Origin of the sequence: Mastigocoleus testarum BC008 (assembly GCF_001456025.1) — a bacterium.
Lineage (GTDB): Bacteria > Cyanobacteriota > Cyanobacteriia > Cyanobacteriales > Nostocaceae > Mastigocoleus > Mastigocoleus testarum.
Genome location: NZ_LMTZ01000114.1, coordinates 1 through 25667, shown reverse-complemented (window position 1 = coordinate 25667; position 25667 = coordinate 1). Strand labels below are relative to the sequence as shown.

Sequence of the window (25667 nt, the reverse complement as noted above, 5' to 3'; positions counted from 1 at the left end):
AGAACAGAGGGTAAAATGCTAAAAGTAAAAGTGTCAAGGGCTACAAAAGAGCTCACCCTTCGGGAAGAAAGCTACGGCAACACCCCACACACCACACGCAACCCATTAATGTGGTAGACAATCTCCGGCTTGTGGTTGTAGCGATAGGCACAACGACAACCTTCAGGAGCAAAATACCAGGAGCCACCGCGCAGCAATAAACGAGAACAATTATTATTCTCAGTTCCGTCTATCCACGCACTTCCATCTGTCGGCGCTCCTTCGTAATTGCGATGCCAAGTGTCTTCACACCATTCCCACACATTCCCGTGCATATCGTATAATCCAAAGGCATTTGCTCCACCCAAAGTTCCTACTTCTGTTGTTTCCCCACGGTAGGTACCCTTTGTACCTGCACCATAAGTGGATTGAGCGTTGTAATTTGCTAGTTCCGATGTAATTGTTTCGCCAAAATGAAATGGTGTGGTTGTGCCTGCACGACAAGCATATTCCCATTCTGCTTCACTGGGAAGACGATATTGTTTACCTGTATATTTGCTTATGCGATCGCAAAATTCAACCGCATCATACCAAGATATTCTCTCTACAGGATGCTTATCACCTTTAAAACGTGATGGTTCTGATTTTAAGTCGCGGTTAATTTTAGGTAGAGCAGCTATAGCACGCCATTGTGCTTGGGTTACTGGATATTTACCCATGAAAAAATCTGGAACTGTTACTTCGTGTTGGGGACGTTCTGAGTTCCTGCTACCTTCTTCTGTTTCTGGAGCGCCCATTGTAAAAATTCCACCACGAATGGCGACCATTTCTAAGGTGATGTTTTTGGCAAGGTTTTCGATGAAGTATGAGGCTTGTTGAATTTCTCTATCGATAATTTTTCCACGACGGTTGACGGTGACGACCTCGAATTTAAAATCAGACCAGCGATTAGACTTCACTACTACTTCATTGTTTACATATAAACTTTGCGCTACTTCGTTGATGGTTTTAATTGCGATCTCTTTTTCAGATACAAGCGTGATTTCTTCTATAGGATTGGATGTAGGAGCTTTCAGTACTTGATTAATTACTGGTAATATCGCTGTAGCCACATGGTAAACAGGTAATCTATTAGCACCTGTTCCTAGTAAAGGAAGCAATACACGCTTTAATCTTTGCTCTGCTGCTAGACGAATTACAGACTCAACTGCGTAATTAGTATTAGCAACACTACGAGAGGGAGATTCTACAGTTGTCAGAATAGCGAAGCGATTAGCTTGATAACCGCTTGAAATGAAAAGTTGATTGTTGATCTCATCAGGTAAAGGAACAAATAGAGGATTCTCAGGGCTGATTTCGGTTTGGTTCTTTTCCTTAAAAATATTGTTTATGGATTCAGTACATAAAATACGATTCTGTCCCAAGAAATTACAAAATGAATTTGCGAATCTACCACCAGACCAATATACAACTTCTTCCTCACCTGTGTGATATGAAACTGGAATAACTAAAGCATCAAACGGTAAATACCAAGGGTAAGATGTACACAAGCTATAAATCTTCGTATTTTTTTGCTGCCAAAGAAGATGGCGATTGTTGGGAACTGTAACAGTTATATCAGAGGTACTTTCATCTGTAATCTGCTGTTCCAACTCTTCTGCAAAAAGCGCATAATCTCCACCCAACCGCTTCAAAATCTTCGCTGTCACCTCTGCAAAAGGTTTAACGCCTTCATCATCAGCTTCTCCCGGAGCTTTCAACAGCGCAACAAAATCTTGCAAAGACTTACCTAACTGCGCTGCGACATACTCAGAAACTGCATCCAAAACATCTGCTGAATCCTTTACAGGTGCGGCTTCAAGCAACATACCCCGTATTTCGTCATCCATAAAATCATACTGCACCGTATCGGATAAAGTATCTGCTTCAATGGGTGTTAAAGGTTTTAATAAACCTCCCAGAAATACTTCTGCAACATGAGCTTGGCGAGATTTTGGTAATAAGGTTTCTTGAATTAAGCGCACTACAGGTAAATTAATTACTGGTGCTGCAGCGAGTAAACCAGCTAATTTACGTGCCATTGGTGAAGCTGTCATGCGAAAACGATATACTCGCTCTTGGGCGTTGACTTGAGGGATAGTAGTTAGGGGTCGTTGTTTGCTGTGATTAATTTTGATTTCTGAAGATAAAACAAACCCGGAAGCTACTGCATCGCTTTTTCCTGCTAGCATCTGACTCCAAGCCAAAGCTGGATCTGGTTCTAAAGTTAAAACAGGAATCTTGATACCAGTATCTAAATTAATATCTTTCCACAGCAACAGTTGTTTGATTAATAAATGTTTGTTCGCTACCCCTGCAGTCAAACTTCCCAAACTAACCGCAGCACCCAAACCCAAAGCTGTTTTTAACCACAACCAATCGGGTAACATTTGGATAATCGCTACTGGTTGAGTGTTTGTCCAATCTTTTAAAACTTGGGTTAAAGCACCATTGCGCCAAGTCGCTGCAACACAATCACTCACCAGCAAAATTAAACGGCGACGATTTGGATCTAGAATTTCACGGGGGCTAGCAAAACGTTGTTGGCTTACATTTTGACCAATTCCCGGACGGATATGGATTTGTCCGTTTTCATTGGTGACTAATCCCCAAGCACGTACGTCCCGAAATACTCCATAATGTTCTAGTAAACGCTTTAACTCCCAAATTGTATGTCGCCAAATCAGCATCGATTTGCTTTCGTCAACTACCAAAGCCACATCTAACCAAGGCTCTGGTTCAGATTTGAGTATGGGAATGCAAATTCCTTCAGCAGCGGTACGCTCGACGGTCGCTGTCTCATCTAATACGGTTTTTCTCCCAGATTCCACCCGATGCATCAAAGGTTTTAACACTTGCGCTAATGTTAAAGGTTCGCGTAGAGAAGGTGCATCCGGTACGCGCAAGGGAAGAGCTTTAGTTTTAGAGGATGTTTGAGTTTGATCTTGAATTTCCTGTTGAGTTTCTTCTTGAGTTTTTGGGTAAATTTCTGCAGAAGGAGGTTTGAAAGAAGTTTCGGTATCTCTAGGGTTAGAATTTAATTTTTCTGAGGTGTTGGTATTTGTGGGAGTAGGATTTAATTCTTCTGAGGTGCTTGATTGATTTACCTGTTGTGAAGATATGTTGTTTTGTGTATCTATAACTTCTTGACGTTTTTGATTAAACCAAATGATATCGGCGATTTCTTCCCCGGTTAATTCTAAATCTTTTCCTAAAGCTGCAATCAATTGATTAAATTGGTTATTGGTTGCAGATGATTTATTAGTCATGGGAAATTAAGCCAAAGTCAATCATTACTGGTTAAACTTTTCAATAAAATATCTTTGACCGATTTTTCATCTGCTTCTGACTCTGGAGAAACATCACGAGTAAGCAAATAAATTGTATTCAATAATTGGTCTGTAGCACGTTCCGTATTTTTATCTTTATCTGACAAAAAATCTTTAATTAATCCATCAATTTTCGCTTCAGCATCTTGAAAAAGTTTGTCTTCATCTTGAAAATGAGCTTTAACAATTGCTTTGAGTGCTTCTTCTTGAGGATTAGGCATTTTTACTCGTATGCATCGCCGTTTAAAAGCCGGAGGAAAATCTCTTTCACCATTACTAGTCATAACAATGACTGGGAAAGAATAACAGCGTATTCTCCCTCCTTTAATTACAACTTCAATATCACGATCTTGAGTTTCAACTGTAAATTCATTATTGGAAGCGGAATTATTTTTTTCTACTGATTTTGCTCGTCTTACTAACTCTGGTATCGGAAACTCTCCCTCCTCAAAAATATTTAATAAGTCGTTGGGAAGATTAATATCACTCTTATCAATTTCATCAATTAGTAAAACCCTTGGTAACGCTGAAGGTAAAAAAGCTGTTCCTAAAGCGCCCAAAGTAATATACTTACCTATATCCTGCTTTTCGTTTTGCTGAACATCCTGTAATCGTGCGATCGCATCGTAACGATAAAGTCCTTCTTGCAAAGTAGAACGAGCAGTAATCGCCCAAGACAATACTGGACCTAAATTTAACTCGTGAGCGATCGCGTAAGCTAAAGATGTCTTACCCGAACCAGGTTTACCAGTAACTAATAATGGTCTGCGTAGATAAATTGCAGCATTAACAGCATTAATTACATTGGTAGCATCAGGAGGAATACGGAAATTTTCACCTCTTCTTCTATTTCGATCATTTTCCTCCACTAATGTCTTCAGTCGATCCCAACGTCGATCTTCCGTAATATCTTCAATCTTGCTAAAACGTCGCCAGGGTGGAGGTTCAAGATTTTTTAATTTATCTTCTACCCCTTTTAATTGTTTTCCGTTTCCATGAAAAAAGCGCCAATCTGCCATAATTATGTAGTTTTTACATCCCTGTTTCGATTAAATATTGATTTTGGATAGTTAAATTAAAAGGTACTCGGTGGGGATTGTCGCATAAAAATCCTAGATTATAGCCTAAATAGTTTTCTTTATCTCGTTTCGCATGAGCTCTTTTACGAAGCTTCCACACCAATTCGGTCCAAGTGAACTCATCTTTAAAAAAATTAATATCTAATAATTTATTTATTTCATACTCTATATCTGGTAAGCCACGCCTTGTCCACAAAAAGATTGGTACTCCTCCTCTTAGAATCGTAATAAACAAATCCTCTCTATCAAACTTACTTTCAGGTAAGCAACAAGTAATTTTGACGCCCAATTTTTCTTCTATTTCTAATTCTGTTTCTATTTCTTCCCAATTACAATCATCTACTTGAGATATATGATGAATGTTATTTTCTATATCTCTCTCTGATAAGCAATTTTTCATCCAATAATTGAGTTTTTCCCATCTCGAATATAATCTGTGAAAATATTCGCCATCGTGACTGATAAAACGGTCGAGAGAACGCACTAAAAATTTATATTCACTACCAAATGGTCTTGTCTTATCTTTTAAACCAATCGGTATATCTTTTAAATCTAAATTTGCATCGAGAAGTTGTAAAGGCAAAAAAACTTCAATAACTAAGTTATAAAATCTATGTTTATGAAGATATTGAGTTTTTGCAATACGAATTAAATTATAAATATTATCAACAATATCTGACAAGGAACATTCAATATTAGGTAAATTACTATTTTTTTCTATTTTTATCGATGTAGAATTCGTTTCTTTTGGTAAATAATTAGGAATTAATTCAGCTTGCAGATAAAATTTATCACTACTATTAGGAGTAACTGTGACTAGTAAATAAGAATTTATTCTGGTACCTTGAGATAATTTTTGTACTTCATAGCAAGGTAAACTAATATCAAATTCTTTAGCTATAAGGTTTAGCCAACAATTTAACTGTTCTCGAATATTTGTAGATATTTCTTGTTCTTTAGTTAAGCGTTCTACAAATTCAATAATAGTTGGAATGTCTCGATTATTCTTAGGATACTTATCTAAAAAAATCGTTTTGAATATACCTAAATTTTCTGGTTTTATGAGTTCCGGTAAATTACCTAATATATCTTGGAATTTTGAATTATTTTCTAAAGTTATCCTACATATATTCTTCAGCAGAGCTAAATCAATATAGGCTATTATCAAACATAAATCTTTCCATTGCTGACGTGAAATGGTAGAAAATTTATTTTTTAGATTAATAGAGTCTGATAATTTAGGAAATAATTCTCTTCTTATACTTTTTAAATCATGATTTCCAGGATTTTCTTTACATGCACCTTCAACTAAATTCTTTAATTTTCCTTTTGGCTCAGCCCATTTTTTTATTAAATTAAAAACAATTGCTTTAAAATTGTTTCCTCCGGCTATTTCATCGAGGTTCTCATCTAACTCAATAGCAACCATCATCTCTAATGAGGGTTTATCTGGAAAAGCACTAATAATGGCGTCTCTTAATCTTCCTATTTCCTGACCAGATAATTTAGTTCCGTCATTTGACATTGCTATATATCAATTGTTTTACTTATTAACCAAGTTGCTAGTTACAAATTTCTTGGGTTTTTACCCTCCCCAAATCTCCTTGAAAAAGTGAAAATAGTTCAAAACTCACTTTTTTAGGTGATCTAGAGGGATATAGAAAAATTGAGTCATTAATTAGCAATTTGAGTTATTACTTTCAGAAGCATTAATCAGAAGTAGTATGAGACGATAAAATCTCAACACAGTCATAAGCATTCGGATCTAACGACCTATTCTTGTATGTGATTTCCGGAATTTGAACTCACCACAAACTCGTACTCAATATGATAGCAAATAGCTGTCCTAAAAGACTTCACATGCTTTAGATATCTGTGGTAAACAATGTAATTACTGAGTTTGTATAGATATTTTTATGTAATTGTCAATCTTTAAAATGATATATTTATGTGCTTATTGTTTATCTCAAAACATAGACTGAGGGAGTTGCAAAAAAATATAAATACCATCATTAATGTCTCGTAAGGGTGCACCGACTTGTACCCTAAGAATGATGTATTTTTTAACTGGGAGTCCCTTGAGTAGCGATCGCATTTTTCAAGCAGTATAAAGAATCTCCAAAAACAATCGCTCATAACCTCTCGCAGGAAATGAGCGACCGAACTGTAGCAATATGTAATGAAGTTAGGAATTAATGAATGCGAAAGCCTATAAACATACTTTTGCTCAAATTGGTTTATTCAAACTTAATTTCCTCAAGCTGAAAATAAACCTGAAAATCAAAAAACTTATCCCATTTGTAGAGAGTACTTTGATAAAAGTGCTTTAATTTTTATATCGGCAATACGCATCGTTGACTCTATCATATATTGCTGATCTGGTGTGATGTTCAATTTTTTGATAGCCAAATCGAGGCGATCACCAGAACGCAAATTATGTTTGAGTTCCTTAATTTGAGATGGTTGTAAAATAGCTTGAATATCCCGATTTCTCCGCTGTCTAATTCCTTGGATACGTTGACGGAGCATGGGAGTTAAACTCATTTTTGAGCGAGAATTAGAGTGTTTTGCTGGTTTAACCTGTTCGGTAACAAATGTTGCATTAACAGAACTAACTTTAGCCGTTGCTGCACAAGCAATTCCAGGTGACAGAAAAAAAATCATCATCACAGCAACTACAGCCAATAAAGACAGGCGCTTTGTATTTTTGATAGCCATTATTAAATAATTCACAGCATAAATTCACGGCATAAATTCACAGCATAATATGTCGGGGCTTAGGTAAATTAATCCCCTGAACTGGAGCTAAGACCCAAAATCTTTATTTATTACTCCCCGCTGACTTTTAGAAATGCTGAGGATAAGTTATTTCTACCTCATAATACAAGGAATATTCAACCTTAGAAAAAATAAAAATTTTTCTTTAATATCTGATGGGTTAAATGTTTAACATTACTTTAATCAAACAAATTTTTCTCGGCTCAATATTTTGCAATAAAAATATAAATATTCTCTTATTCACAAGCAAAAACTAGAATGATTAAAACTTTCCAAAGGGTGATTTGGAAAGTCATAAAATTTACAAAGCTACCTTAAACATGCAAATTCTCAAAATATAGCGCTATAACTCCTAACTTCTAACTTCTAACTCCTAACTCCTAACTCCTGACTCCTGACTCCTGACTCCTGACTTCTGACTTCTGACTCCTGACTTATTCATCCGAGTTATTCTTTCTCATAGATTCAATCTGTTGTTGTAATTCTTCAATTTGTCGCTGCAAATCTTCTACTTCTTGATTCTTTTTGGGAGTTCCTGCATCAACATTTACCCCAGAAGAAGATTTTTGATAATTTCCACTCTTGATTTGTTGATATTCAGATGAATTCGACCACTCCTGTAAATAGTGCAAACGTTCTACAGGGAATGGGTGACTGAGCATCATGCCCTGTGCGCCGTTATAAACTAAAAATTTGTATACTTGGTTGAGACCATCAGCATCGAGTGCTTGATAATTTTCCGACTGTTTCTGAAATTCTCTCAAATGGCACTCATGACCATATTTGATGCTACCACCGGAAATTTTCATCATTGTGTTCATGACCGTATCCAAGTCATCCAAAACCAACAATGCAGCTCGGTCGGCAGATAACTCAGCTTTTCTCCGCCACTCAAAGAAAGCAAAGATTAAAGTATTGCTAATTAAATTACCCAAACCGAAGGTTACTTCACTGATAGCAGATGCAGCATTCATCGCCCAAATCGCCATTTGAATTAAAATAGTATGACCGCACTTAATGTGTCCGAGTTCATGGGCAAGTACTGTCCTAATTTCTGCTTCATTAAGTAAATCTAAAGTTCCTGTATTAATGACTATGTAAGGATGCTCTTGTCCTAGAGCATAACTATTTGCTGTCGGATTTTGGGAAACAAACAGTGTAGGTTCTGGATCCACATCCAAATCTCGCACGCATTCTCGAAACATCTGGTAAATAGTGGAATATTGGCGAGGTCCTACTTGGATGGAATTACCCATCAAGTAAACTAGTTGGGGTCTTTCGACAAAAAATTCCATATACTTACTAGCGATTAGGTCAAATCCTGGTAAACCTCTTAAGGCTTGCTCTGCTTGCAAATCCAAGGGGTGACGAAAAGCTGTGCTAGAAATTCCTGTATAAGTAGCCATAGTTCACAATGTTGGGAATAAATCAATGAATAGAATCTGACAGTTGTTTATAAAATTTGCTGCTAGAGTCATTTTTAGTGAGTTTAACAGGACAAAATCAGGAAAAATGTTGGATGTTTAATTTGAGTGTTTGATTTGAAGATTTGAGTGAGTAGTTTAACAATTGAGTAGTTTAACAATTAAGTACTGAATGCTGCTGTGTCTTCCCACTGACAACATAATAGGAAAGGGGTTAATCGCATCTTAAGGTCACTTTGTATGGAATTAAAAGCGCGTGATTGAAGCAGAAGTTCACTTATCACTACATAACTTCCTGCGATCGCAAGCGGGTTTCCCTTCCTGGCCTCATCACTTGACGATGGCTAGATTGGTCGCACGTGCATTGCGAGTAGGCAGAAGCGCCTTAATTCAAGTCGGTGCGGCTTGTGGATTTCAAGGGCGTTATCGGACCAGTTTTGTCGCTTCGGCATTAATGTGGCAAGGTCCGGTGATTATTGTTGCTACACCCTGTGTACAACAACGTCTATTACGAGTAGAAATTCCCCGCCTGCAGGAGTGGCTAAAAATTGATAAATCAATTAGGACAGGTGATACCTTCCCCAACAGAGACTTTCAAGGATTATTTGTCACCTCCCCTCAAGCTTGGCTAGCCGCACAATTAACTAACAAAGAAGCATTTCCCAAAAATATTCCCACAATTATTGACGGGGTCGACGATCTAGAAGATTGGGTAACCGAACAGTTGACCGTCAGCTTAACAGCGCAAGATTGGGAAGAATTAATGCTGGCTTGTCCCAAGCAAGTAGACAGAATTCGTTCGGCAAGAATAGAACTCACCCGAGAATTATTCCAACATCCGGTTAATCCCCACGAATGTTACTTGATTTCTCCCAGAGAAGAAGAAACTTTAATTCGATTATTTTCAGTTTTAAATCTAGATAATTTACCGGATACTTGGAGAAACTTTTATCAGCACTATCAACAGCAAGAAGTGCAAACCAATAATCTACAAACCAATAATCTACAAGCGAATAACTTACAAGTAAATAATCTACAACCCAAAAAATTTGTTTCGCCTCTAGTTTGGGCAAATATTACTCGTCGTCAGGGGTCATTTTCTTTGCATAGTGCCCCCGTGGAACCTGCTAATGTCCTTTCAGAAATTTGGGAACGGCAACCAGTAGTTTTGATTGGTAGTGCCGTAGAAGCAGAAACGGAAGCTCCAATATTTCGTCAGCGTATGGGTTTGGGCGATTTAACTTGCTTGAAATTTTCCTCAGATAGTCAAACAGAAGCAATTCAACTGTACATACCATTACAGTTTCCTTTACCCAACACTCCCGAGTTTCAAGGAGGATTTATCAATAAGGTTCGTACCCTGCTATGTTTAAGCGCAACATCACCGGGTTTAACGGTCATACTGGTGGGAGATGTGCCTTTAAAATCGCAAGTGGGAACAATCCTAGCCTCTGAATTTGGTTCCCGAGTGCAGGTAGAAAAAACCTGTTTAGAAGAAAATGGGGTTTTAGTCAGTGGCTGGGAGTTTTGGCGCGAACATCAAAGTGTTTTACCTGCACCGGAATTACTAATTATTGCAACTTTACCTTTACCATCATTAGAAAATCCTTTAGTTGCTGGTAGAGTTACCTACTACAAAAAAAGACATCAAGATTGGTTTCGCCTATATTTACTACCAACAGCTCTAAAAGAATTACAAAGAGCGATCGCGCCAGTTAGAGAAAATCAAGGCATTGTAGCTTTACTGGATAGCCGCGTAATCAACCGTAGTTACGGGGCTGATGTTTTATCTGTACTCAGTCCCTTAGCACGCGTCAATTATCTCGATCCGAGCTTGTTTTCTAGACAAGAGGAGATTGGGGATTAGGGACTGGTGACTGGCAACTGGCGACTAGGGACTGACGACTGGCGACTGGGTATTAGTGACTGGAAATCATCGATATTTTTTCTAACTGCCAATATGAAGCTGTTGCACAATGCAACACTAACACCATATGCCGCAAGGCGGCACGCAGTGCTTATGGCTCTTAGCGGAAGCGTGACGCCAATTCCCAATCCCCAAATGCTATCATCCCCATAAAGCCTTTTACTGGAAGCAATAAGTTATGGGTGAAGCAAAGCGTCGCCGAGAGGCGTTAGGAGAACAATACGGACAAGAGGCAAGAATTTTACCTTGGGTTCCCATTACGAAAACTCAAGCTAATCTATTTGTCGAATGGACAACTCGTGGTGCTTGGCTGGGTATTATCTTGATGGTCATTGGCTGGGTGACAATTCGTTTTATTGGTCCAGCTTTTGGTTGGTGGCAGTTAGCCGATTAGTTTCAATGTTTCGCTTTGAAATAAAATCTTGATTATTTGTAATTTGTGACTAACCAATCGATGAAAATACTTGTGAATTCGACATTCTAGAAATACTTTCAAGATTAATTCAAAAACATCAAGGGTCAGGAGTAAACTTTTTAGTTGCTTTTGACCCTTCGAATATGAGAGAGTTATTGTTCCCGAAAAATTTGGAATAACTTTATATAAGAACCATCAATGCAAAAACACACCACAACATTCACCAAGCGAATGTTTAGGAAAATGTAAAAATCACAACTTTTTCCTTCCCAAAATTTCAAAGTATATCTTTGGAAAACTTCACTAAAGTCATTCCAAGTCTATGGATCTAAATAAAAGATTAGCTACTACTCAATGGCTAATGAAAAGTAAATACCTAAGTGTAGTGCAAACTTTATTAACATTGAGACAAAATAGTGATTTATATTACACATTCTGTTAACTTTAATGAATTTTGATTGCACAGATAGGCTTTACTTGGGATCAGGCTTAAATATACTTGTATTAAATTTTGGTTTATTCTGAAACTTATAGACCTCTATTTCTCGCAAAGAGTTACAAAAATGTCTCAATAATTACATTTTTACAAATTGCAAAGAAATCCTGCCGAAATGGCAACACACTTACAATGTATTTAGCTATCGTCGTTGGTAAGTTAGACAAAATCAAATTTTCTGTTTTACCAACGTGTATCTATGGAAACTGCAGTCTAACCTGCCCATACCAAAGCTTTCGTTAGTTATCAACTGATAGAAAATGGAAGTAATGGAGGCACTCAATGGTATTAACTGTTGTAGAAAAAGACTAAAGATACGCACCCAAGTTCAAGAGACAATCGAGTAGTAATAACGTCCCGAAATGATAATTCAATATCTGAATTGCTCTTAAATAGAAGCAAGCATGCGTTTGAATTATGATTTGCAAGATGTTCTTGATTAAATCGGCACTTTAAGTCATATATGTACTTTTTACATGCTTGACTTGCACCGAATATAAGCTACTCTTGAAGCGGAATGTATTAAACAAAAACATGAGCGTACAGACTGATGTGAAGAAAAAATTAATTCTTTAAATTCTGTCTGATAGTTTAAACTCGCAAAGTGAATAGTTTGATACGGAAGCAAGACAAGTAATGAACTACTTTAATCTAGGTAGTAACTAAACTTCTTCGTTCTCTATATTTATCTGGAAATTGTAATGAATAGTTTACAATACCAGTTCATGAGAAAATCTAAAGAAAATATAAAACAGACTAAAAACACAGTGGTGTCTGGAGGACAAACGTGTTTCTGAGACTAGCACAACAACATCGACAATTTGTTCAAGACCTTGTAATGAACTTACAAGCCCTAGCTATCGTTCTGGAGCGACGTGGATATCCTGCGTCCTGCTACACCTGTGGCGACCAGATGAATAGTGCGTCTTTTATGGTCAGTTTAGGCGAGAATCACTTAATCAGGTTTCTGGTATCGGACTACGGTATTACTTGGACCGAAATGCGTGATGATCGCGAATTAATGAAATTAGAGGGTGCTGAAGCAGTTAATCAACTGCAAGAACTTGCTAATATCGTTAAGAACTTTGTAGGAACCCCAAAAAACCACAAAACTCTTGCTAAGCGCACTTAACTTCCAGTGTGTTTTTGGATACTCAGATAGTGATTAGAAGGCACATTGGGAATTGCCAGTTAGTTCCTAGTCTGCGTTTGCTCTCTCGCTAGCTAATTTTCACCAAAATTAACTATTGACTAACTATTACCCATAACCCTCTAATCAATAAAAATTAGTTTTGAATGGGTTAGTTGTAAATTTCTTGGCTCAGTATTACTTCAAAGTATTGCCTAAATTCAGTTAATAGTTGTTTAGTCAGAAACAGCAAAAACACTTGTGAAGTCATAGTGATTTTACTTCACTTCATTACCATAAGTAAAAAATGCTATTGTTGTCGGAATTGAGATAATTTTGTGATTTTTTATTGTTTTTAGTTCGAGCCAGCTTTCCTGTGTTTACATTGCTCGTTCAAAACAAATTACCCCCAAAACAAAAGTATACCCATCAAGTTTTAGATTACGATTATTTGAATTATCATTGCAGCTTTGATCGCAAGTAAAAACTTCCGGTTCGTGATTTTGATGTTATAAGATTCATCAATCTTCAGGGAATACCAACAAAAAAATTATTCCATACCTTAATTCTGTTCGTGGTGCGTTACCGCTAATAAGCGCGTCCGCACCCAAAACAATAGAATTTTTTATTTATTTACTGGAAGTTTCTCACTAATAGGATTATTGCTAAATTTTGTCGACTTCAGGATTTTTAATCCTGGAATCAGATTTTTTGACTAGACCATTTTCTTCATCTTTCGCTTTTCATATTCAAATGATATTTTCATCATCATTTGACCGCCACATAAAGTTAATAGCCACAAGAGCTAGGTATAAGTCGATAGCCAATAAAAAGTTTGTTTACTTTAAATTAAGTAGAAAGTTCAGTTTTCTTAAAGTACATCATTCATGCGCGAACAAGTTTTTTAATGGATGCTGTTGTCCCAACAATAATATTTGCAGCAGCTTCTAGACCGCCAGCGTACTGAATATCTTCTTGTAATCTTTCAGCATTTTGCCTGTAGAAATCCTCTGTCATTACCCTTTGAACTGTATTTCTTAAATTAGCAACAGTTAATTTATTGAGCGGAATAAATTCACCTGCTCCAGACCAAGCAATACGTGTGGCTACACCCGGTTGACTGTTAGTAATCGGAATTACAACCAAAGGGACTCCATTACTCAGTGATTCTAAGGTTGTGTTCATTCCCCCATGAGTAATTGTTAGACTTGCTTTTTGCAATAACTCTAGTTGAGGTGCATATTTTACAACTATTGGATTTCCAGGTAACTTTGGTAATTCTTCTGGTTCCAGAGAACCACCCAAAGATATTACTAGCTGCACATCTGGCGCAGCGCAAGCTTCAGCAATATAGGAAAAAATATACTGAATCTGATTTTGTACAGTTCCTAGGGAGGCATAAATCAACCTTCTACCACTTAACTTTTCAAATGGAAAGTCAACATCTTGGCGGGTCCTAGGATGATGTAATGGTCCAGTAAAGTAAAAATTTGAGGGAAGTTGGCGTCTGGGAAATTCAAACTCCGGTGGTTGTTGGCTTAGAGTTGCTAATCTTAATTCCGAGGAATAGTTGTGGGAATATGGCGGTAAATTCCACTCACGACGATAATCGGATATTGTTTTTTGTATTGGTTTGAGCAAATTGTGCAAAAAAGCATAACCAACTTGATTGCGAATCAATGCCCACCATGCCAGATTGTAATCCCAAGTTGTGAAATAGGGAGGTACAATATCTTCTCCTTTTAGAAGCAGACTGGAACATACAGTTACAAATGGGATATTCAAATGTTCCGCAATAGTAATTCCTGCAGATAAAGCTTCATCTATCAGCAGTAATTCGATCCCAGCAGCTTTAATCGCTTGGGGTGCACGATATAAAAATGAGACAGATAATTCTTTAAGTAACTCAATGGTATAGCGCAATCCTGCCAAACCATTCAATTTTCCTAACTTATTGAAAGATTCAGTTATTGAACCTGGGGGAAACTCAGATTCTAAAATCGGGAAAAATTCTAATCCTGCTGCTACTACGATCGCTTGAATATCGAGTACACCGATCACTGTAACACGATGACCCCGTCTGTGTAGCTCATTTCCCAAAGCAATCATTGGATTGAGATGTCCGGTCGCTGGTGGACAAATAATGCCAAAGTGAGTCATTTTATGATATTGATTTCCTAACGGGTTAATAGATAATTTCAAATACAAGCGCTGAAACAACAATTCGGCAATTTATTACAAATCCTGTTTTTAATACCCTTGACTTTTTATTTACTCCAGGCTAAGGATTTGGTAAGTGGAAATTGCTAAGTGGAAAGGGTTTTAAAGACGGATTTGGGTAGATACATGTTTCTTCCCAGAGGTCGAAATAGATTATTTTAATCTTATAGGGGTAAGATTCCTAATTTATCAAGCTCCCATAAGATAGATAATGCACTTATGTCCAGTAAACAACATAAGTGCATTATCTATAGTAATTGTTACTATTAGAAAAAATTAAAATTAAATCAATTTAATTTAATTTAAGTTATTTTATTTAATCTTCAAGAATTTTTCTAATCCTGCTACCATGCTTGGAGGCCAACGCCGAATATTTTTCACCCAATCAATATCTTTATATCTACGATCTATTCCGTAGGCTGCAACCCAGTTACTTTCAGCTTCTCCTTTTTTCCCTGCAGCCCAAAGAACCGCAGTTAATGCAGCGCGCATATCCGCAGACTGAGGATATTTACGAACAATATTTTTAATTTCTCGGGTTGCTTGTTCTTTGTTACCTAGTTCGTATAAAGCAAAAGCATAGTTAGCCCGTGCTAAGGAAAACTTCGGATCTATTTTCATCGATTTTTGATAGTCAGCGATCGCCAAATCCCATTTACCTAAACCACCGTAAGCATTACCGCGATTGTTATATGCCATTGCATCATTAGGATCTAGCTTCAGGACGTAATTATAATCAGCGATCGCGTCATCCCATCTACCCAAGCCTTCAAATGCTGTTCCTCGATTCAAATAAGAGTCGGTGATGTTGGGTGCTAACTCTATAGCTCGGTCAAAATCTGTAACTGCATCTTCAAGTTTGTTTTGACTGATTTTCAAATTTCCTCGATTACTCCAAGCTGCAGGATTGGTGGGAAATTTTTCGATAATCTGCGTCCAGTAAGCTTCTGCTCCTTCTAAGTCACCCCTACTCATTGCAGTAAAAGCTTTTTTAGCTAATTCATCTCCAATTTTTAATTCTTCATTTGTGATGAGAGAGATTTGAGTTTGGGCAAAAACTGGTTCAGCCCAATTAAAAATCAACAATAAACTTAGTAAAATCCCAATTAATTTAAGCATTACTTTAACAGTTATTAATTTGTGGGGGTTGGGGATTTGCGTTAGCGCCTAGCGTAAGCGTACCGGATCCGCAAGGTAGCGCAGCTATAGGTATTGCGTGACGCGACAGCGTCATATGGGGATTGGCGTTAGCCTCCAGTATGGCTTTAGCCATGTAAGGATTAAGTAATTTTTACCCAGTCGCTATATGCTGCTTGCGGCGGCACGCAGTGCTATCCCCAGTCGCCGATACTACAACAAAGATAATTGTTCATTAGGTGGTTTGAAACCCAAGTGTTTATAAGCTGCTGGAGTTGCAACTCTTCCTCGCGAAGTTCGATGTAAATACCCGATTTGCATCAAATAAGGTTCGTAAACTTCCTCAATTGTTTGGGTATCCTCACCAGTCGCAGCTGCAATAGTTTCTAGACCCACAGGTCCGCCATTAAATTGTTCGATAATAACGCTCAACATTCGTCGGTCTGTCCAATCTAAACCACAGGGGTCGACTTGAAATAATTGTAATGCTTCTCCTGCAACCTCTTCCGTAATTTCACCACTCTTTTTTACTTCAGCATAATCACGGACGCGTCTAAGTAATCTATTCGCTATACGTGGCGTTCCCCGCGCCCGTCGGGCAATTTCTGCTGCACCATCATCACTCACAGGTGTTTTAAGTAATTTAGAACTGCGAAGAACGATTTGACTAAGTTCGTCTACTTCATAGAAACGTAACTTTTGAATTAAGCCGAAGCGATCGCGCAATGGAGAAGTTAAAGCACCGACACGGGTTGTGGCCCCAACTAGAGTAAACTTTGACAGTGGAATACTGCGAGTTCGAGCACTAGCACCTTTACCCACGGTAATATCTAAACGAAAATCTTCCATTGCGGGATACAATATTTCCTCTGTCATCCGTGAGAGGCGATGAATTTCATCAATAAATAAAATATCTCCAGGTTTGATATTCACTAGTAACCCCATAATATCCCTGGGTCTTTCCAGAGCGGGTGCACTAGTAATTTTATAATTCACCTCCATTTCTGCAGCTAAAATCATTGCCATTGTGGTTTTTCCCAATCCGGGAGGACCATACAAAAGTAGGTGATCTAATACTTCACCTCTGGACTTGGCTGCTTCAATTGCTATGGCTAGTACATCTTTTAAATCTTTTTGCCCAATATAGTCAGCAAAACGTTGGGGGCGAATGCTCTCTTCTGGCTTACCCTCTTCGTCTTCGGCTGCTTGTGGTTGTAAAAGATTTTCATTGGGGGGAGATTTAACTTTTTCCCTTTTTGACTTGGGCTTTTTACCTGGTTCTGGAGGGTGTTTTTTGGAGGAGATAATTGCCATAATTCACCGGCTATCGACTTCTACTTGTGAAACTTGAAGAGCGCTGAAGACAGAAAATGTGACGACGATGCAAAAATTTTACCTTCATTTCCTTCCCCAATTCCGAAAACAAAGATTAATTGACAAAAATCAAAATAACTTTTCTCATTGGGAATTAGATATTTGGCTGAATTGAGGGGATAGTCTGTGGAGCAGACAAACCCCTTAGAAGTTATTCTAAGGCTGTGAAGAAACAGGAAGTAAGCACCAAAGTTACTTTTGTTCAGCTTTGTCTAGACCTGGGCAACTTTAGGTAAGTTTTACGGAACGGCGAAGAGCTTTGTATTTCCCTCAAAGTACTTGTGACACAGGGGCTTGGAGAATTTCAACCTGGATCTGTAAAAAAAGCTTTTGGGTTATGGTCTTATCTGAAGCTTTATCATGTATGCTGTCTTATTGGGTAAAAATACGGGTGAAGAAAAAAGATTTTCACCCTCAAATCAGCTCGTCAATTTTAATTAAAATTTATTTTCCGGGTAATTACTCAGGAGTCAAAATTCCTTATGTTAGCGAAAAGAATCTTACCGTGCTTGGATGTTCGGGCGGGACGAGTTGTAAAAGGAGTTAACTTTGTTGACCTTAAAGATGCAGGAGATCCCGTAGAATTAGCAAAAGTTTACAATGAAGCAGGCGCAGACGAGTTAGTGTTTCTAGATATTACAGCTTCTCATGAAAATAGAGACACTATTATTGACGTCGTTTACCGGACAGCCGAGCAGGTCTTCATTCCCCTCACCGTAGGCGGTGGGATCCAAACCTTAGAAAATGTTAAAAATCTGTTACGAGCTGGGGCAGATAAGGTTAGTATTAATTCTGCGGCTGTACGAAACCCAGATTTGATCGACCGTGCAAGCGAACGTTTTGGCAATCAATGTATAGTTGTTGCAATAGATGCCAGACGCCGCACGAATTCGGAACATCCTGGGTGGGATGTATATGTTAAAGGTGGACGCGAAAATACTGGTCTGGATGCCTTGGAATGGGCAAAAGAAGTAGAGAAACGCGGTGCTGGAGAACTGCTAGTAACTAGTATGGATGCTGATGGAACGCAAGCAGGATATGACCTGGAATTGACACGAGCTATTTCCGATGCTGTACAAATTCCTGTTGTTGCTTCTGGTGGTGCGGGTAATTGTCAACATATTCATGCAGCGTTGACTGATGGTAAAGCTGAAGCTGCTTTGTTAGCATCACTACTACACTATGGACAATTGAGTGTAGCTGAAATTAAAACATATCTACAAAAACACAAAGTTCCTGTCAGGATAACTGATTAGTTCTCATTAATTTCCAGCACAATAAACCTAATTGAATTGCACGGAATTGCACACACTTTCCGAAAAGAATGTTAATATAAATTCACAAGAATTAATATAATTTAAAGTAGATTATGTTGGTTCCAATTTTAGTTCTTGATGTTGCACTAGTAGCATGGTCGTTGCATCTGATGGAAAAAGCTTTTGAAAACAAGGAGTTTTCCTTAATGCTGGCTGGTTTGCTAGTTGCTCTTGCGGCGGCAGCAATGATGGTAGTTTATTTTTTAATGGGTAATTGTATGAGCTATTTGCTCCACTCTTAATTGAAATATTTTATCTATCTTTTGCTGAGATGTCATTTTGTTCTGAAAAATAACAATTGCAAAAAAACTACAAGTAAGCAAGTTAAAAAATATCTTTGTATTTGAACAAAAATTTGTTTGTATATATTAAAGATATATTAAATTACTTATTGACAAATGTTGTTACTTTGTAATAAATGTATTTTTGTTAGTCGTTAGTATCTCTATCGTCCGAGTTTAACTTGTCAGGTCATAACTTAGTTTACGTCTGATGTGTCAACATCTGAAAATTGAAACATACAGATGGAGTCATTAACCCTAGAGGTTGTAACCTTAGAGGTTGTAAATTTATAGATATATGTACTTGACAAAACATTCTTTATTAATACAAGATTAGAGATGCATTATCCGGGGTTATAGCTCAGTTGGTAGAGCACCTCAATGGCATTGAGGGGGTCAGCGGTTCGAATCCGCTTAGCTCCATATTTTTGGTATGTAAATAATTCTTGAATGTGACTTACATATCAGTCATAATTAATACAGATGATTGAATTTTTCTTAACCAAATTAGCTAAATTATTTTAGCCTGTAGGGCTTGGTAAATATTTCTGGATTGACTGAGAAATAAAAATGTAAATTGAATTTAAAAAAACTTGTAACGTTCTCTCAGTAACAACAGTAATTTTGCGTAAATAACTCAATAAACAGAAATTGTTTAATTTTAGAGCCATAAAATTAACAGGCTTCAAAATATGAAGTAACTGTTTAGACAATAAAAAATAGAAAATAAAATGAAAAAAATAATTTGCCACGCTTTTGGAAGTAATTCGGCAACAGCTTGTGCAGCTCTTTTAGTGGGTTTAACAACACTATTATATTCTTCTCCCAAGGTATCAACTGCGGAAGCGCACGCGGTAGCGAAAAGTAATACAGTTACTCCTCGAAGGCGAATTGAGATTGACTTATCAGATCAGGTGCTAAGAGCATGGGATGGAAAAACAATAGTTTATATGATGCCTGTTTCTACAGGAAAACGTTCAACACCAACACCTACAGGTAAATATCGCGTTCAGACCAAATTGCGCTCCACTCGAATGCGAGGTGATGGGTATGATATTGCCAATGTTCCTTACACAATGTACTACCACGGAGGTTATGCAATCCATGGTGCTCCTTGGCGTAAAAACTTTAACGTTCCAGGTAGTCATGGTTGTGTAAATTTATCTGTAAAACATGCTCAGATGCTATATCAATGGGCGAGAGTAGGAACGCCGGTTATTGTGAAACGGTAATGGGTAATGGGTAATGGGTAATGGGTAATGGGTAATTGGTAATTGGTAATTTTTTCCAATCCCCAATCCCTATATGGCTAACGCCACGCAATAACTATAGCTGCGCTACCTTGCGGATCCGTTACGCAATACCTACGGTACGCTTCCGCTAGCCGCTAAGCGCTAACGCCAATAGCTAATCCCCTAATCTCAACTCAATTGTGCTACTAACTTGTTTTCCAAAAGGATTTCGTGGGTTAATAGGTCTTGCACAGTAATGCGCAAAAATCTTTGCTCATCTACTTGAAAACCAATTTTAATTCGATCGCTACCTGGAAAACCTGGTGGTGTTAGTTTTGCGATACTTCTAGCACCATCTTTATCATTGAGGGGAGTGACACTAGTTCGCTCGCTTTCTAAACGACGGGTAACTAGGCGATCGCCATCAAAATAAACTTCTGTTGCACCCGCATCTGTACCCAATTCACCCATGATTAATTCAATACTGGGTTGATTCTCCATGGAAGCTCCCAACACTAACTCTACTGGGTTAATCGTGGGATAAGGTTGTCCTGGAGGAATGATAGGATGCCAATTATGACGTTTATTACGTCTATCCCAATAGCGAATTCCATAACTGTGATAGAGAAAATCTTTAATTTCTAAACCTTGTGCGAGTTGTAATGCTCCTTGGGCGATCGCTTCAAAAGGACGTTCACAACGCACTTTGTTTGGTTCGAAATATTGGTGTATCCACGACTGCAAAGCTGTTAATTGTGATGTTCCACCAACTAATAGCACTGCATCAATATCTGTAACTTCTATCCCCTGACGTCGTGCTTGCTGTAGAAGAGACGTCATTGATTCATCTAGTAACTCAAAAAATGAGTTTTCTTTGAGAATATTTTCTAAGGTTTCGCGATTTAGTTCTAACTCGTAACTTTCAAAGGTTTCATCATTAAAATAAACCTCACTGGCTTGGGTTTGGGTGGAAAGTTGAATTTTTACCTTTTCAGCTAATCTTGTGGTGAGGGGAGTTATTGCTAATCCCTGAGTTTTGGCAAAATAATCGACTATCCAATTATCAATATCGGTTCCTCCCAAATTTTGCCCAGCTTTTGCTAATACTCGAGCAGTTTTTACCTTTTGTTTGGAGTCTTCTGCTAAAGATTTATTTCCCCACTTCAACAAAAAACCCACAGGTTTTGTGGTGTTTTTAACGCTTTTATCCAACTGTACCAAAGATAAATCTAGGGTTCCACCACCAAAATCAACTACTAGTAGATTGTCTTGCTCTGTCAAACCATAACCTAATGCTGCTGCTGTTGGTTCATCCAACATGCGTACTTGTTCTACAGGTAAAGCCTGACAAACTTCTCCCAACCAGTGACGGTAAGCTTCAAAACTATCGACAGGAACTGTCAATACTAAAGAATCTCCCACATCAGGATTCGTTGTGCTTAACTGAGAAATCACTTCAGACAAAAACCATTTTCCTACCTGCTCAAAATTGATAGTTTGTCCGTCTAATTCAGGCATAAATCCTGGTATGGATGCCCCAATACCTCGCTTAAAACTGCGAAAAAATCTTGATTCACCGCTCAGATCTAGACCGCGATCGCGCACTTGTTGTCCAACTAAAACCTTTCCTCGGACTGCATCTTCCACATAGACCAAACTGGGAATTAAAGGCGGATTTAGACTTTGTTTAATTGATAAATTAGGTATATTTAAAGTCTCTGGCTGCTGGGTAACAGGATTCCAGCGAGCAATAACTGTATTACTTGTACCAAAATCTATTGCTATTGCCATATTTTATCAATAATTAAGAGGTGTTGAGAGCAAGTTTTTGAATTATATCTCTTTGTTCTTAGAATTAATTTTATCGTCAAACCATACTTTTTTGGTATGGATGATTTCTCTCATAAATGCAATATATTATCAATAACTTACTATTCTTTGAGAAGACGGCAATACATAACCCCTACAACATCCAAATACGGGGGAGATTTACCAGTTACCAATTACCAATTACCCATTACCAGTTACCAGTTACCAATTACCAATTACCCATTACCAGTTACCAATTACCAATTACCAATTACCAATTACCAATTACCAATTACCCATTACCCATTTACCGACGAGTCAAAATAGCATACTGAAGACGTGCTTCCGCTAACCTTTCATCTAGATTAGGTCGAGCACCAACAGTAAATTCACCAACAACCAATGTGTAATAAACCATTCGAGCCCGTACCATCGCTTCAAAGGGCGTAAATCCAAACTGCAAAAATAAATCTCGGGTGTAGTTCAAACGACGCTCGTCAACTTGAGCAAGAATAACGGCAGTTTTAGAGTCATTTGTTGCCCAAGCTCGAATTGCATTTTCTACTTTACCGTCATCTCGAACAGCTAGTTCTAGTAAGTTGAATAACTTGTTATTAGCATCTCCACCCTTTTTTTCAACTTCTTGAATAATTCCATCTGTATCGCGATTTACCCATTCTTGCAAAAGTGATTCTAAAAGTTCACCTCGATTTTTAAAATGCCAGTAAAAGCTACCTTTGGTCACATTCATTAATTTCGCCAGGGGTTCTACTCGTACAGCTTCAATTCCGCTTTCGGCTAAAACCGTTAAACCCTTTTCAATCCAGTCTTTTCGCCCAAGTTTTATAACTTCTTTCTTTTTTACCATACGGTAACGTATTGACATTTAAATAGTCCAAGTAATAATCTACAACCATACGGTAGCGTATTGAAACGGAATGGAAATATTTATGGATACTTTAATTGATAAAAATAAGGCGGTAGCCCTGCATTTTGCAAAAGATGGATGGGGAACGAATCCTGGTTGGACAAAGGTTTGGGATGAATTGATGAGTCCGGATGTTGTTTATCACTTCAATAGTTCTGCAGAACCAATTATTGGTCTGGAAGCAAATAAAGAATTTAACGCGGGTTTATTTGTAGGTTTTCCAGACATCAAACAAAGACTTGAAGATGCGATTGCAGAAGATGACAAAGTTGTTTATCGGACAACACTTCAAGGAACCCATACAGGGAATTTCTTGGGTACTCCACCAACGGGTAAAAGAGTGAAAGTAAATGACTTTACGTTGCTACGAATAGTCGAAGGGAAAATTGTTGAGTGGTGGTACGAATGCAACCTGCTTGAAGTGATGACACAGCTTGGTTTAATCCCTGAAAATGAGGTGTAGGATGCTGCAGTTTAGCGGATATTGGTTGCTTGTCACAAGTTTTATTCACATAATCGTTGGTTTTTGGGTCTATGGAGAACCATTAGCGGAAATTGTTAGCGATGGATTTTTTAACAGTGTTGCTCCTAACCCATTTGCACCTAATTTTGCTCGCGAAGATGCTTTTTGGTTCATGACACTGACTGCATTTTTCGTTATTTTGGCACAGCTATGTTTTTGGGCGCATTTTCGTAAGATTGCATTACCGGAGTCTATTGGTTGGACTTTATTAATAACTTCAATTATTGGTGCGATTGCTATTCCGATTTCGGGTTTCTGGTTGTTGATGGTACCAGCAATTCTAATCATTGCTGCATCAAAAAATGTAAGCAATTTAGATATAAAATGCCAGAAGACAGAATTGTAATTGAATCTCCTATAATTAGAGGAATTTGCAATCTCAAGGTATCAAAATAAAGTAGTTTAATGTATTTATTAGCAACAATTTATTGCTTTGTAAAAAGATTAACTTTATTTTATTAGCAGTCAACAAGATTGATTGTTAATTAGCTAAGGTAAGTTTATGCTCCAAAAGATTATTGCTGAGCTTTCTTTCTCTTTACCCGAATTGTATTTACCATTAGTTTTGGTTCCTATTAGCTTAATAGGAGTATTTGGTTGGCGTTTTTGGAAACGTAAGAATACTTATAAATCTCTAAATTCTATTCCTTCTCCTCCTAGACACTGGTTATTAGGAAATATCCCTCAAGTGTTAGCTGCAGTCGAAAACAAGAAGTATTCTCAATTCCTATTTGATTGGAGCCAAAAATTAGGCACTCCTTATATTTTATGGGCAGGCGATCCAATTCTGATTCTGAGTAAACCCAAAGTAATTGAGGAAACCATCATTAATGGAACAAAAGATGGAAGTTTAGTCAGGAGTCGCAAAGCACAAAAAGCTTGGAATGATATAAGTGGACCTATTCTTTTGGGTCAACATGGTACCAACTGGCAATGGCGACGCAAGGCTTGGAATCCAGGATTTACTGCTAATGCTCTTTCCAAGTACTTAGAAATTGTTGATGAATCTTGTTCGCAAGTAGTTGAAAATATCAAAAAATCTAAGCCTTCGGAAGCTGTTCGAGTAGATCCTCTATTTGTTGAACTAACTCTCAAAGTGATTTCCTGTCTAGTCTTGGGGATTCCTGTGGATAGAAAAGTCTCTAGCCCAGAAGGACCACCCCTAGAAATAGAAAAAGTATATGATGCAACATCAGTTGTAAGCTATCGTTTTCTGCGTGTAGTGACTGGCAAAGAAAAAAAATGGTATAAATACTTGCCACTTAAAACATCTCGTGATTATTGGTCAGCAAGAAGATATTTAAATGATTTTCTGATTCCCCGTGTGGATTTAGCACTACAACTTAGAGATGGTAAACAGGGTGTTCTAAAGCAAGTAAGCCCTTGCTTCCAAGAATCTATGCTAGTAAAAATCGCTGCGAGAGAACCAAAATATAACCGTGAAACTCTCATTTCGGAGACAATTCAACTCTTAATAGGAGGTACTGATACAACAGCTCATACCTTGTCTTTTGCTGTTGGCGAATTAGCATTAAATCCAAGAGTCTTTCAGCAAGCACAGTCTGTTGTCGATAAGGTATGGTCAAGCCAAGGTAAGTTTGATTTAGAAAGTTTGAAAGAATTAAATTACATTCGAGCTATTGTCAAAGAAACTCTACGTACTTATTCAATAGCATCGGGCTCTACTTCTTTACAAGCTATACGGGATACTACAATTGAGGGTATTAATATTCCTCGAGGTACAAAAGTGTTCTGGTCTATGCTTGCAGCAGGAAGAGATCCAGAAACATATGAGCAACCTGAAGAATTTAGACCGGAACGTTGGCTCGAAGGAAAAGGTAGTCATTCTCTGCCTAATATCGAGTTTGGTTCGGGTTCTCATCGTTGCTTAGGTGAGCATTTAGCAATGCTTGAAGCAACAATAATGCTTGCACAGTTACTCAGATATTTTAACTGGGAATTGGTTAACGGTCGGTCATCGCTAGAGAATTGGCAGCAGAATATATTAATTTATCCATCTGATGGAATGCCTTTGCGTTTTCAGTTGAGATAAATTAGGCTTGTGGACAAACTTGGGTTTATTACAAATTTTAACAACTAGTATAAATTTTTAGAGGAGCAAGCCTGTAGCTTAATGCTCCTCATAATTATTTTCTGAATATAAAACGTATCCGCTCAGTAAGTCGGGGTAAGAAGAAAAAAGAAGAAGGAACAAAAGTAGAGCATGTGTCGTAGAATATGACCCATGACGC

Annotated in this window: 20 protein-coding genes and 1 tRNA gene; 11 read left to right on the top strand and 10 right to left on the bottom strand. The window is 37.7% G+C overall.

The window, feature by feature from the left end:
• Window positions 1-71: 71 nt before the first annotated feature.
• The 5 genes from BC008_RS51605 to BC008_RS28490 form a co-directional block, all read right to left on the bottom strand.
• Window positions 72-3287: an SAV_2336 N-terminal domain-related protein gene (locus tag BC008_RS51605; RefSeq protein ID WP_058184104.1), complete on the bottom strand. Its 3216-nt coding sequence runs from the start codon at window positions 3285-3287 to the stop codon at window positions 72-74.
• A 17-nt stretch (window positions 3288-3304) separates the two neighbouring features.
• Window positions 3305-4366, bottom strand: a complete 1062-nt coding sequence (locus tag BC008_RS28505; protein ID WP_027842179.1) for an AAA family ATPase — start codon at window positions 4364-4366, stop codon at window positions 3305-3307.
• Window positions 4367-4379: 13 nt separating this feature from the next.
• Window positions 4380-5951 (bottom strand): VMAP-C domain-containing protein, encoded by a 1572-nt coding sequence (locus tag BC008_RS28500; RefSeq protein WP_027842180.1) that lies wholly within the window; start codon window positions 5949-5951, stop codon window positions 4380-4382.
• Window positions 5952-6715: 764 nt separating this feature from the next.
• Window positions 6716-7144, bottom strand: coding sequence for a hypothetical protein (locus BC008_RS28495; RefSeq protein WP_027842181.1), 429 nt, complete (start codon window positions 7142-7144; stop codon window positions 6716-6718).
• Window positions 7145-7638: 494 nt separating this feature from the next.
• Complete coding sequence (locus tag BC008_RS28490; RefSeq protein WP_027845076.1) at window positions 7639-8610, bottom strand: M48 family metallopeptidase; 972 nt, start codon at window positions 8608-8610, stop codon at window positions 7639-7641.
• Between the two features lie 274 nt (window positions 8611-8884).
• Here BC008_RS28490 and BC008_RS28485 point away from each other — a divergent pair, with 274 nt between their 5' ends.
• The 3 genes from BC008_RS28485 (at window position 8885) to BC008_RS28475 (ending at window position 12598) form a co-directional block, all read left to right on the top strand.
• Entirely contained in the window at window positions 8885-10495 is a 1611-nt protein-coding gene (locus tag BC008_RS28485) for a helicase C-terminal domain-containing protein (RefSeq protein ID WP_072207783.1), read from the top strand.
• Window positions 10496-10733: 238 nt separating this feature from the next.
• The gene (locus BC008_RS28480; protein WP_027845074.1) at window positions 10734-10949 is read left to right on the top strand and encodes a DUF2839 domain-containing protein; all 216 of its coding nucleotides are present in this window, start codon (window positions 10734-10736) and stop codon (window positions 10947-10949) included.
• Window positions 10950-12253: 1304 nt separating this feature from the next.
• Entirely contained in the window at window positions 12254-12598 is a 345-nt protein-coding gene (locus tag BC008_RS28475; RefSeq protein ID WP_027845073.1) for a DUF1815 family protein, read from the top strand.
• Between the two features lie 882 nt (window positions 12599-13480).
• Here the strand turns inward: BC008_RS28475 and BC008_RS28470 are convergent.
• From BC008_RS28470 to ruvB, 3 genes are all read right to left on the bottom strand, one after another.
• The gene (locus tag BC008_RS28470; protein ID WP_027845072.1) at window positions 13481-14755 is read right to left on the bottom strand and encodes a glycosyltransferase; all 1275 of its coding nucleotides are present in this window, start codon (window positions 14753-14755) and stop codon (window positions 13481-13483) included.
• A 372-nt stretch (window positions 14756-15127) separates the two neighbouring features.
• Window positions 15128-15934: a tetratricopeptide repeat protein gene (locus BC008_RS28465; RefSeq protein ID WP_027845071.1), complete on the bottom strand. Its 807-nt coding sequence runs from the start codon at window positions 15932-15934 to the stop codon at window positions 15128-15130.
• Window positions 15935-16165: 231 nt separating this feature from the next.
• On the bottom strand, window positions 16166-17266 hold the full coding sequence (ruvB, locus tag BC008_RS28460; RefSeq protein ID WP_027845070.1) for a Holliday junction branch migration DNA helicase RuvB: 1101 nt from the start codon (window positions 17264-17266) through the stop codon (window positions 16166-16168).
• A gap of 542 nt (window positions 17267-17808) precedes the next feature.
• Here ruvB and hisF point away from each other — a divergent pair.
• From hisF to BC008_RS28440, 4 genes are all read left to right on the top strand, one after another.
• Window positions 17809-18582: an imidazole glycerol phosphate synthase subunit HisF gene (gene hisF / locus BC008_RS28455; RefSeq protein WP_027845069.1), complete on the top strand. Its 774-nt coding sequence runs from the start codon at window positions 17809-17811 to the stop codon at window positions 18580-18582.
• A gap of 113 nt (window positions 18583-18695) precedes the next feature.
• Entirely contained in the window at window positions 18696-18884 is a 189-nt protein-coding gene (locus BC008_RS28450) for a hypothetical protein (protein WP_027845068.1), read from the top strand.
• A gap of 389 nt (window positions 18885-19273) precedes the next feature.
• Window positions 19274-19346, top strand: a tRNA-Ala gene (locus tag BC008_RS28445).
• 308 nt (window positions 19347-19654) lie between these two features.
• The gene (locus BC008_RS28440; protein ID WP_058184103.1) at window positions 19655-20155 is read left to right on the top strand and encodes a L,D-transpeptidase; all 501 of its coding nucleotides are present in this window, start codon (window positions 19655-19657) and stop codon (window positions 20153-20155) included.
• Between the two features lie 189 nt (window positions 20156-20344).
• Here the strand turns inward: BC008_RS28440 and BC008_RS28435 are convergent, their stop codons facing one another.
• Window positions 20345-21946 carry an Hsp70 family protein gene (locus BC008_RS28435; protein ID WP_027846959.1) on the bottom strand — a complete coding sequence of 534 codons (1602 nt, stop codon included), beginning with the start codon at window positions 21944-21946 and terminating at the stop codon, window positions 20345-20347.
• 147 nt (window positions 21947-22093) lie between these two features.
• On the opposite strand from BC008_RS28435, the gene BC008_RS28430 reads away from it, so the two are divergent.
• Window positions 22094-22291 carry a hypothetical protein gene (locus BC008_RS28430; RefSeq protein WP_063800831.1) on the top strand — a complete coding sequence of 66 codons (198 nt, stop codon included), beginning with the start codon at window positions 22094-22096 and terminating at the stop codon, window positions 22289-22291.
• Here BC008_RS28430 and BC008_RS28425 read toward each other — a convergent pair.
• Window positions 22272-22850, bottom strand: a complete 579-nt coding sequence (locus tag BC008_RS28425) for a TetR/AcrR family transcriptional regulator (RefSeq protein WP_027846747.1) — start codon at window positions 22848-22850, stop codon at window positions 22272-22274. The genes BC008_RS28430 and BC008_RS28425 overlap by 20 nt on opposite strands.
• A 64-nt stretch (window positions 22851-22914) precedes the next feature.
• Here BC008_RS28425 and BC008_RS28420 point away from each other — a divergent pair, with 64 nt between their 5' ends.
• From BC008_RS28420 to BC008_RS28410, 3 genes are all read left to right on the top strand, one after another.
• Window positions 22915-23355 carry an ester cyclase gene (locus tag BC008_RS28420; RefSeq protein ID WP_027846746.1) on the top strand — a complete coding sequence of 147 codons (441 nt, stop codon included), beginning with the start codon at window positions 22915-22917 and terminating at the stop codon, window positions 23353-23355.
• A 1-nt stretch (window position 23356) separates the two neighbouring features.
• The gene (locus tag BC008_RS28415; protein ID WP_027846745.1) at window positions 23357-23761 is read left to right on the top strand and encodes a DUF6463 family protein; all 405 of its coding nucleotides are present in this window, start codon (window positions 23357-23359) and stop codon (window positions 23759-23761) included.
• 156 nt (window positions 23762-23917) lie between these two features.
• The gene (locus BC008_RS28410; RefSeq protein ID WP_027846744.1) at window positions 23918-25468 is read left to right on the top strand and encodes a cytochrome P450; all 1551 of its coding nucleotides are present in this window, start codon (window positions 23918-23920) and stop codon (window positions 25466-25468) included.
• Window positions 25469-25667 lie beyond the last annotated feature (199 nt).

Excerpts from the sequence above, each read along its gene's own strand:
- BC008_RS28435 (WP_027846959.1), bottom strand. The coding sequence starts at position 21,946 with ATGGCAATAGCAATAGATTTTGGTACAAGTAATACAGTTATTGCTCGC.
- BC008_RS28495 (WP_027842181.1), bottom strand. The coding sequence starts at position 7,144 with ATGGCTATCAAAAATACAAAGCGCCTGTCTTTATTGGCTGTAGTTGCT.
- BC008_RS28470 (WP_027845072.1), bottom strand. The coding sequence starts at position 14,755 with ATGACTCACTTTGGCATTATTTGTCCACCAGCGACCGGACATCTCAAT.
- BC008_RS28425 (WP_027846747.1), bottom strand. The coding sequence starts at position 22,850 with ATGTCAATACGTTACCGTATGGTAAAAAAGAAAGAAGTTATAAAACTT.
- BC008_RS28500 (WP_027842180.1), bottom strand. The coding sequence starts at position 5,951 with ATGTCAAATGACGGAACTAAATTATCTGGTCAGGAAATAGGAAGATTA.
- BC008_RS28440 (WP_058184103.1), top strand. The coding sequence starts at position 19,655 with ATGAAAAAAATAATTTGCCACGCTTTTGGAAGTAATTCGGCAACAGCT.
- BC008_RS28480 (WP_027845074.1), top strand. The coding sequence starts at position 10,734 with ATGGGTGAAGCAAAGCGTCGCCGAGAGGCGTTAGGAGAACAATACGGA.
- BC008_RS28420 (WP_027846746.1), top strand. The coding sequence starts at position 22,915 with ATGGATACTTTAATTGATAAAAATAAGGCGGTAGCCCTGCATTTTGCA.
- BC008_RS28490 (WP_027845076.1), bottom strand. The coding sequence starts at position 8,610 with ATGGCTACTTATACAGGAATTTCTAGCACAGCTTTTCGTCACCCCTTG.
- BC008_RS28410 (WP_027846744.1), top strand. The coding sequence starts at position 23,918 with ATGCTCCAAAAGATTATTGCTGAGCTTTCTTTCTCTTTACCCGAATTG.
- BC008_RS28450 (WP_027845068.1), top strand. The coding sequence starts at position 18,696 with ATGTTGGTTCCAATTTTAGTTCTTGATGTTGCACTAGTAGCATGGTCG.
- hisF (WP_027845069.1), top strand. The coding sequence starts at position 17,809 with ATGTTAGCGAAAAGAATCTTACCGTGCTTGGATGTTCGGGCGGGACGA.
- BC008_RS28465 (WP_027845071.1), bottom strand. The coding sequence starts at position 15,934 with ATGCTTAAATTAATTGGGATTTTACTAAGTTTATTGTTGATTTTTAAT.
- BC008_RS28415 (WP_027846745.1), top strand. The coding sequence starts at position 23,357 with ATGCTGCAGTTTAGCGGATATTGGTTGCTTGTCACAAGTTTTATTCAC.
- ruvB (WP_027845070.1), bottom strand. The coding sequence starts at position 17,266 with ATGGCAATTATCTCCTCCAAAAAACACCCTCCAGAACCAGGTAAAAAG.
- BC008_RS51605 (WP_058184104.1), bottom strand. The coding sequence starts at position 3,287 with ATGACTAATAAATCATCTGCAACCAATAACCAATTTAATCAATTGATT.
- BC008_RS28505 (WP_027842179.1), bottom strand. The coding sequence starts at position 4,366 with ATGGCAGATTGGCGCTTTTTTCATGGAAACGGAAAACAATTAAAAGGG.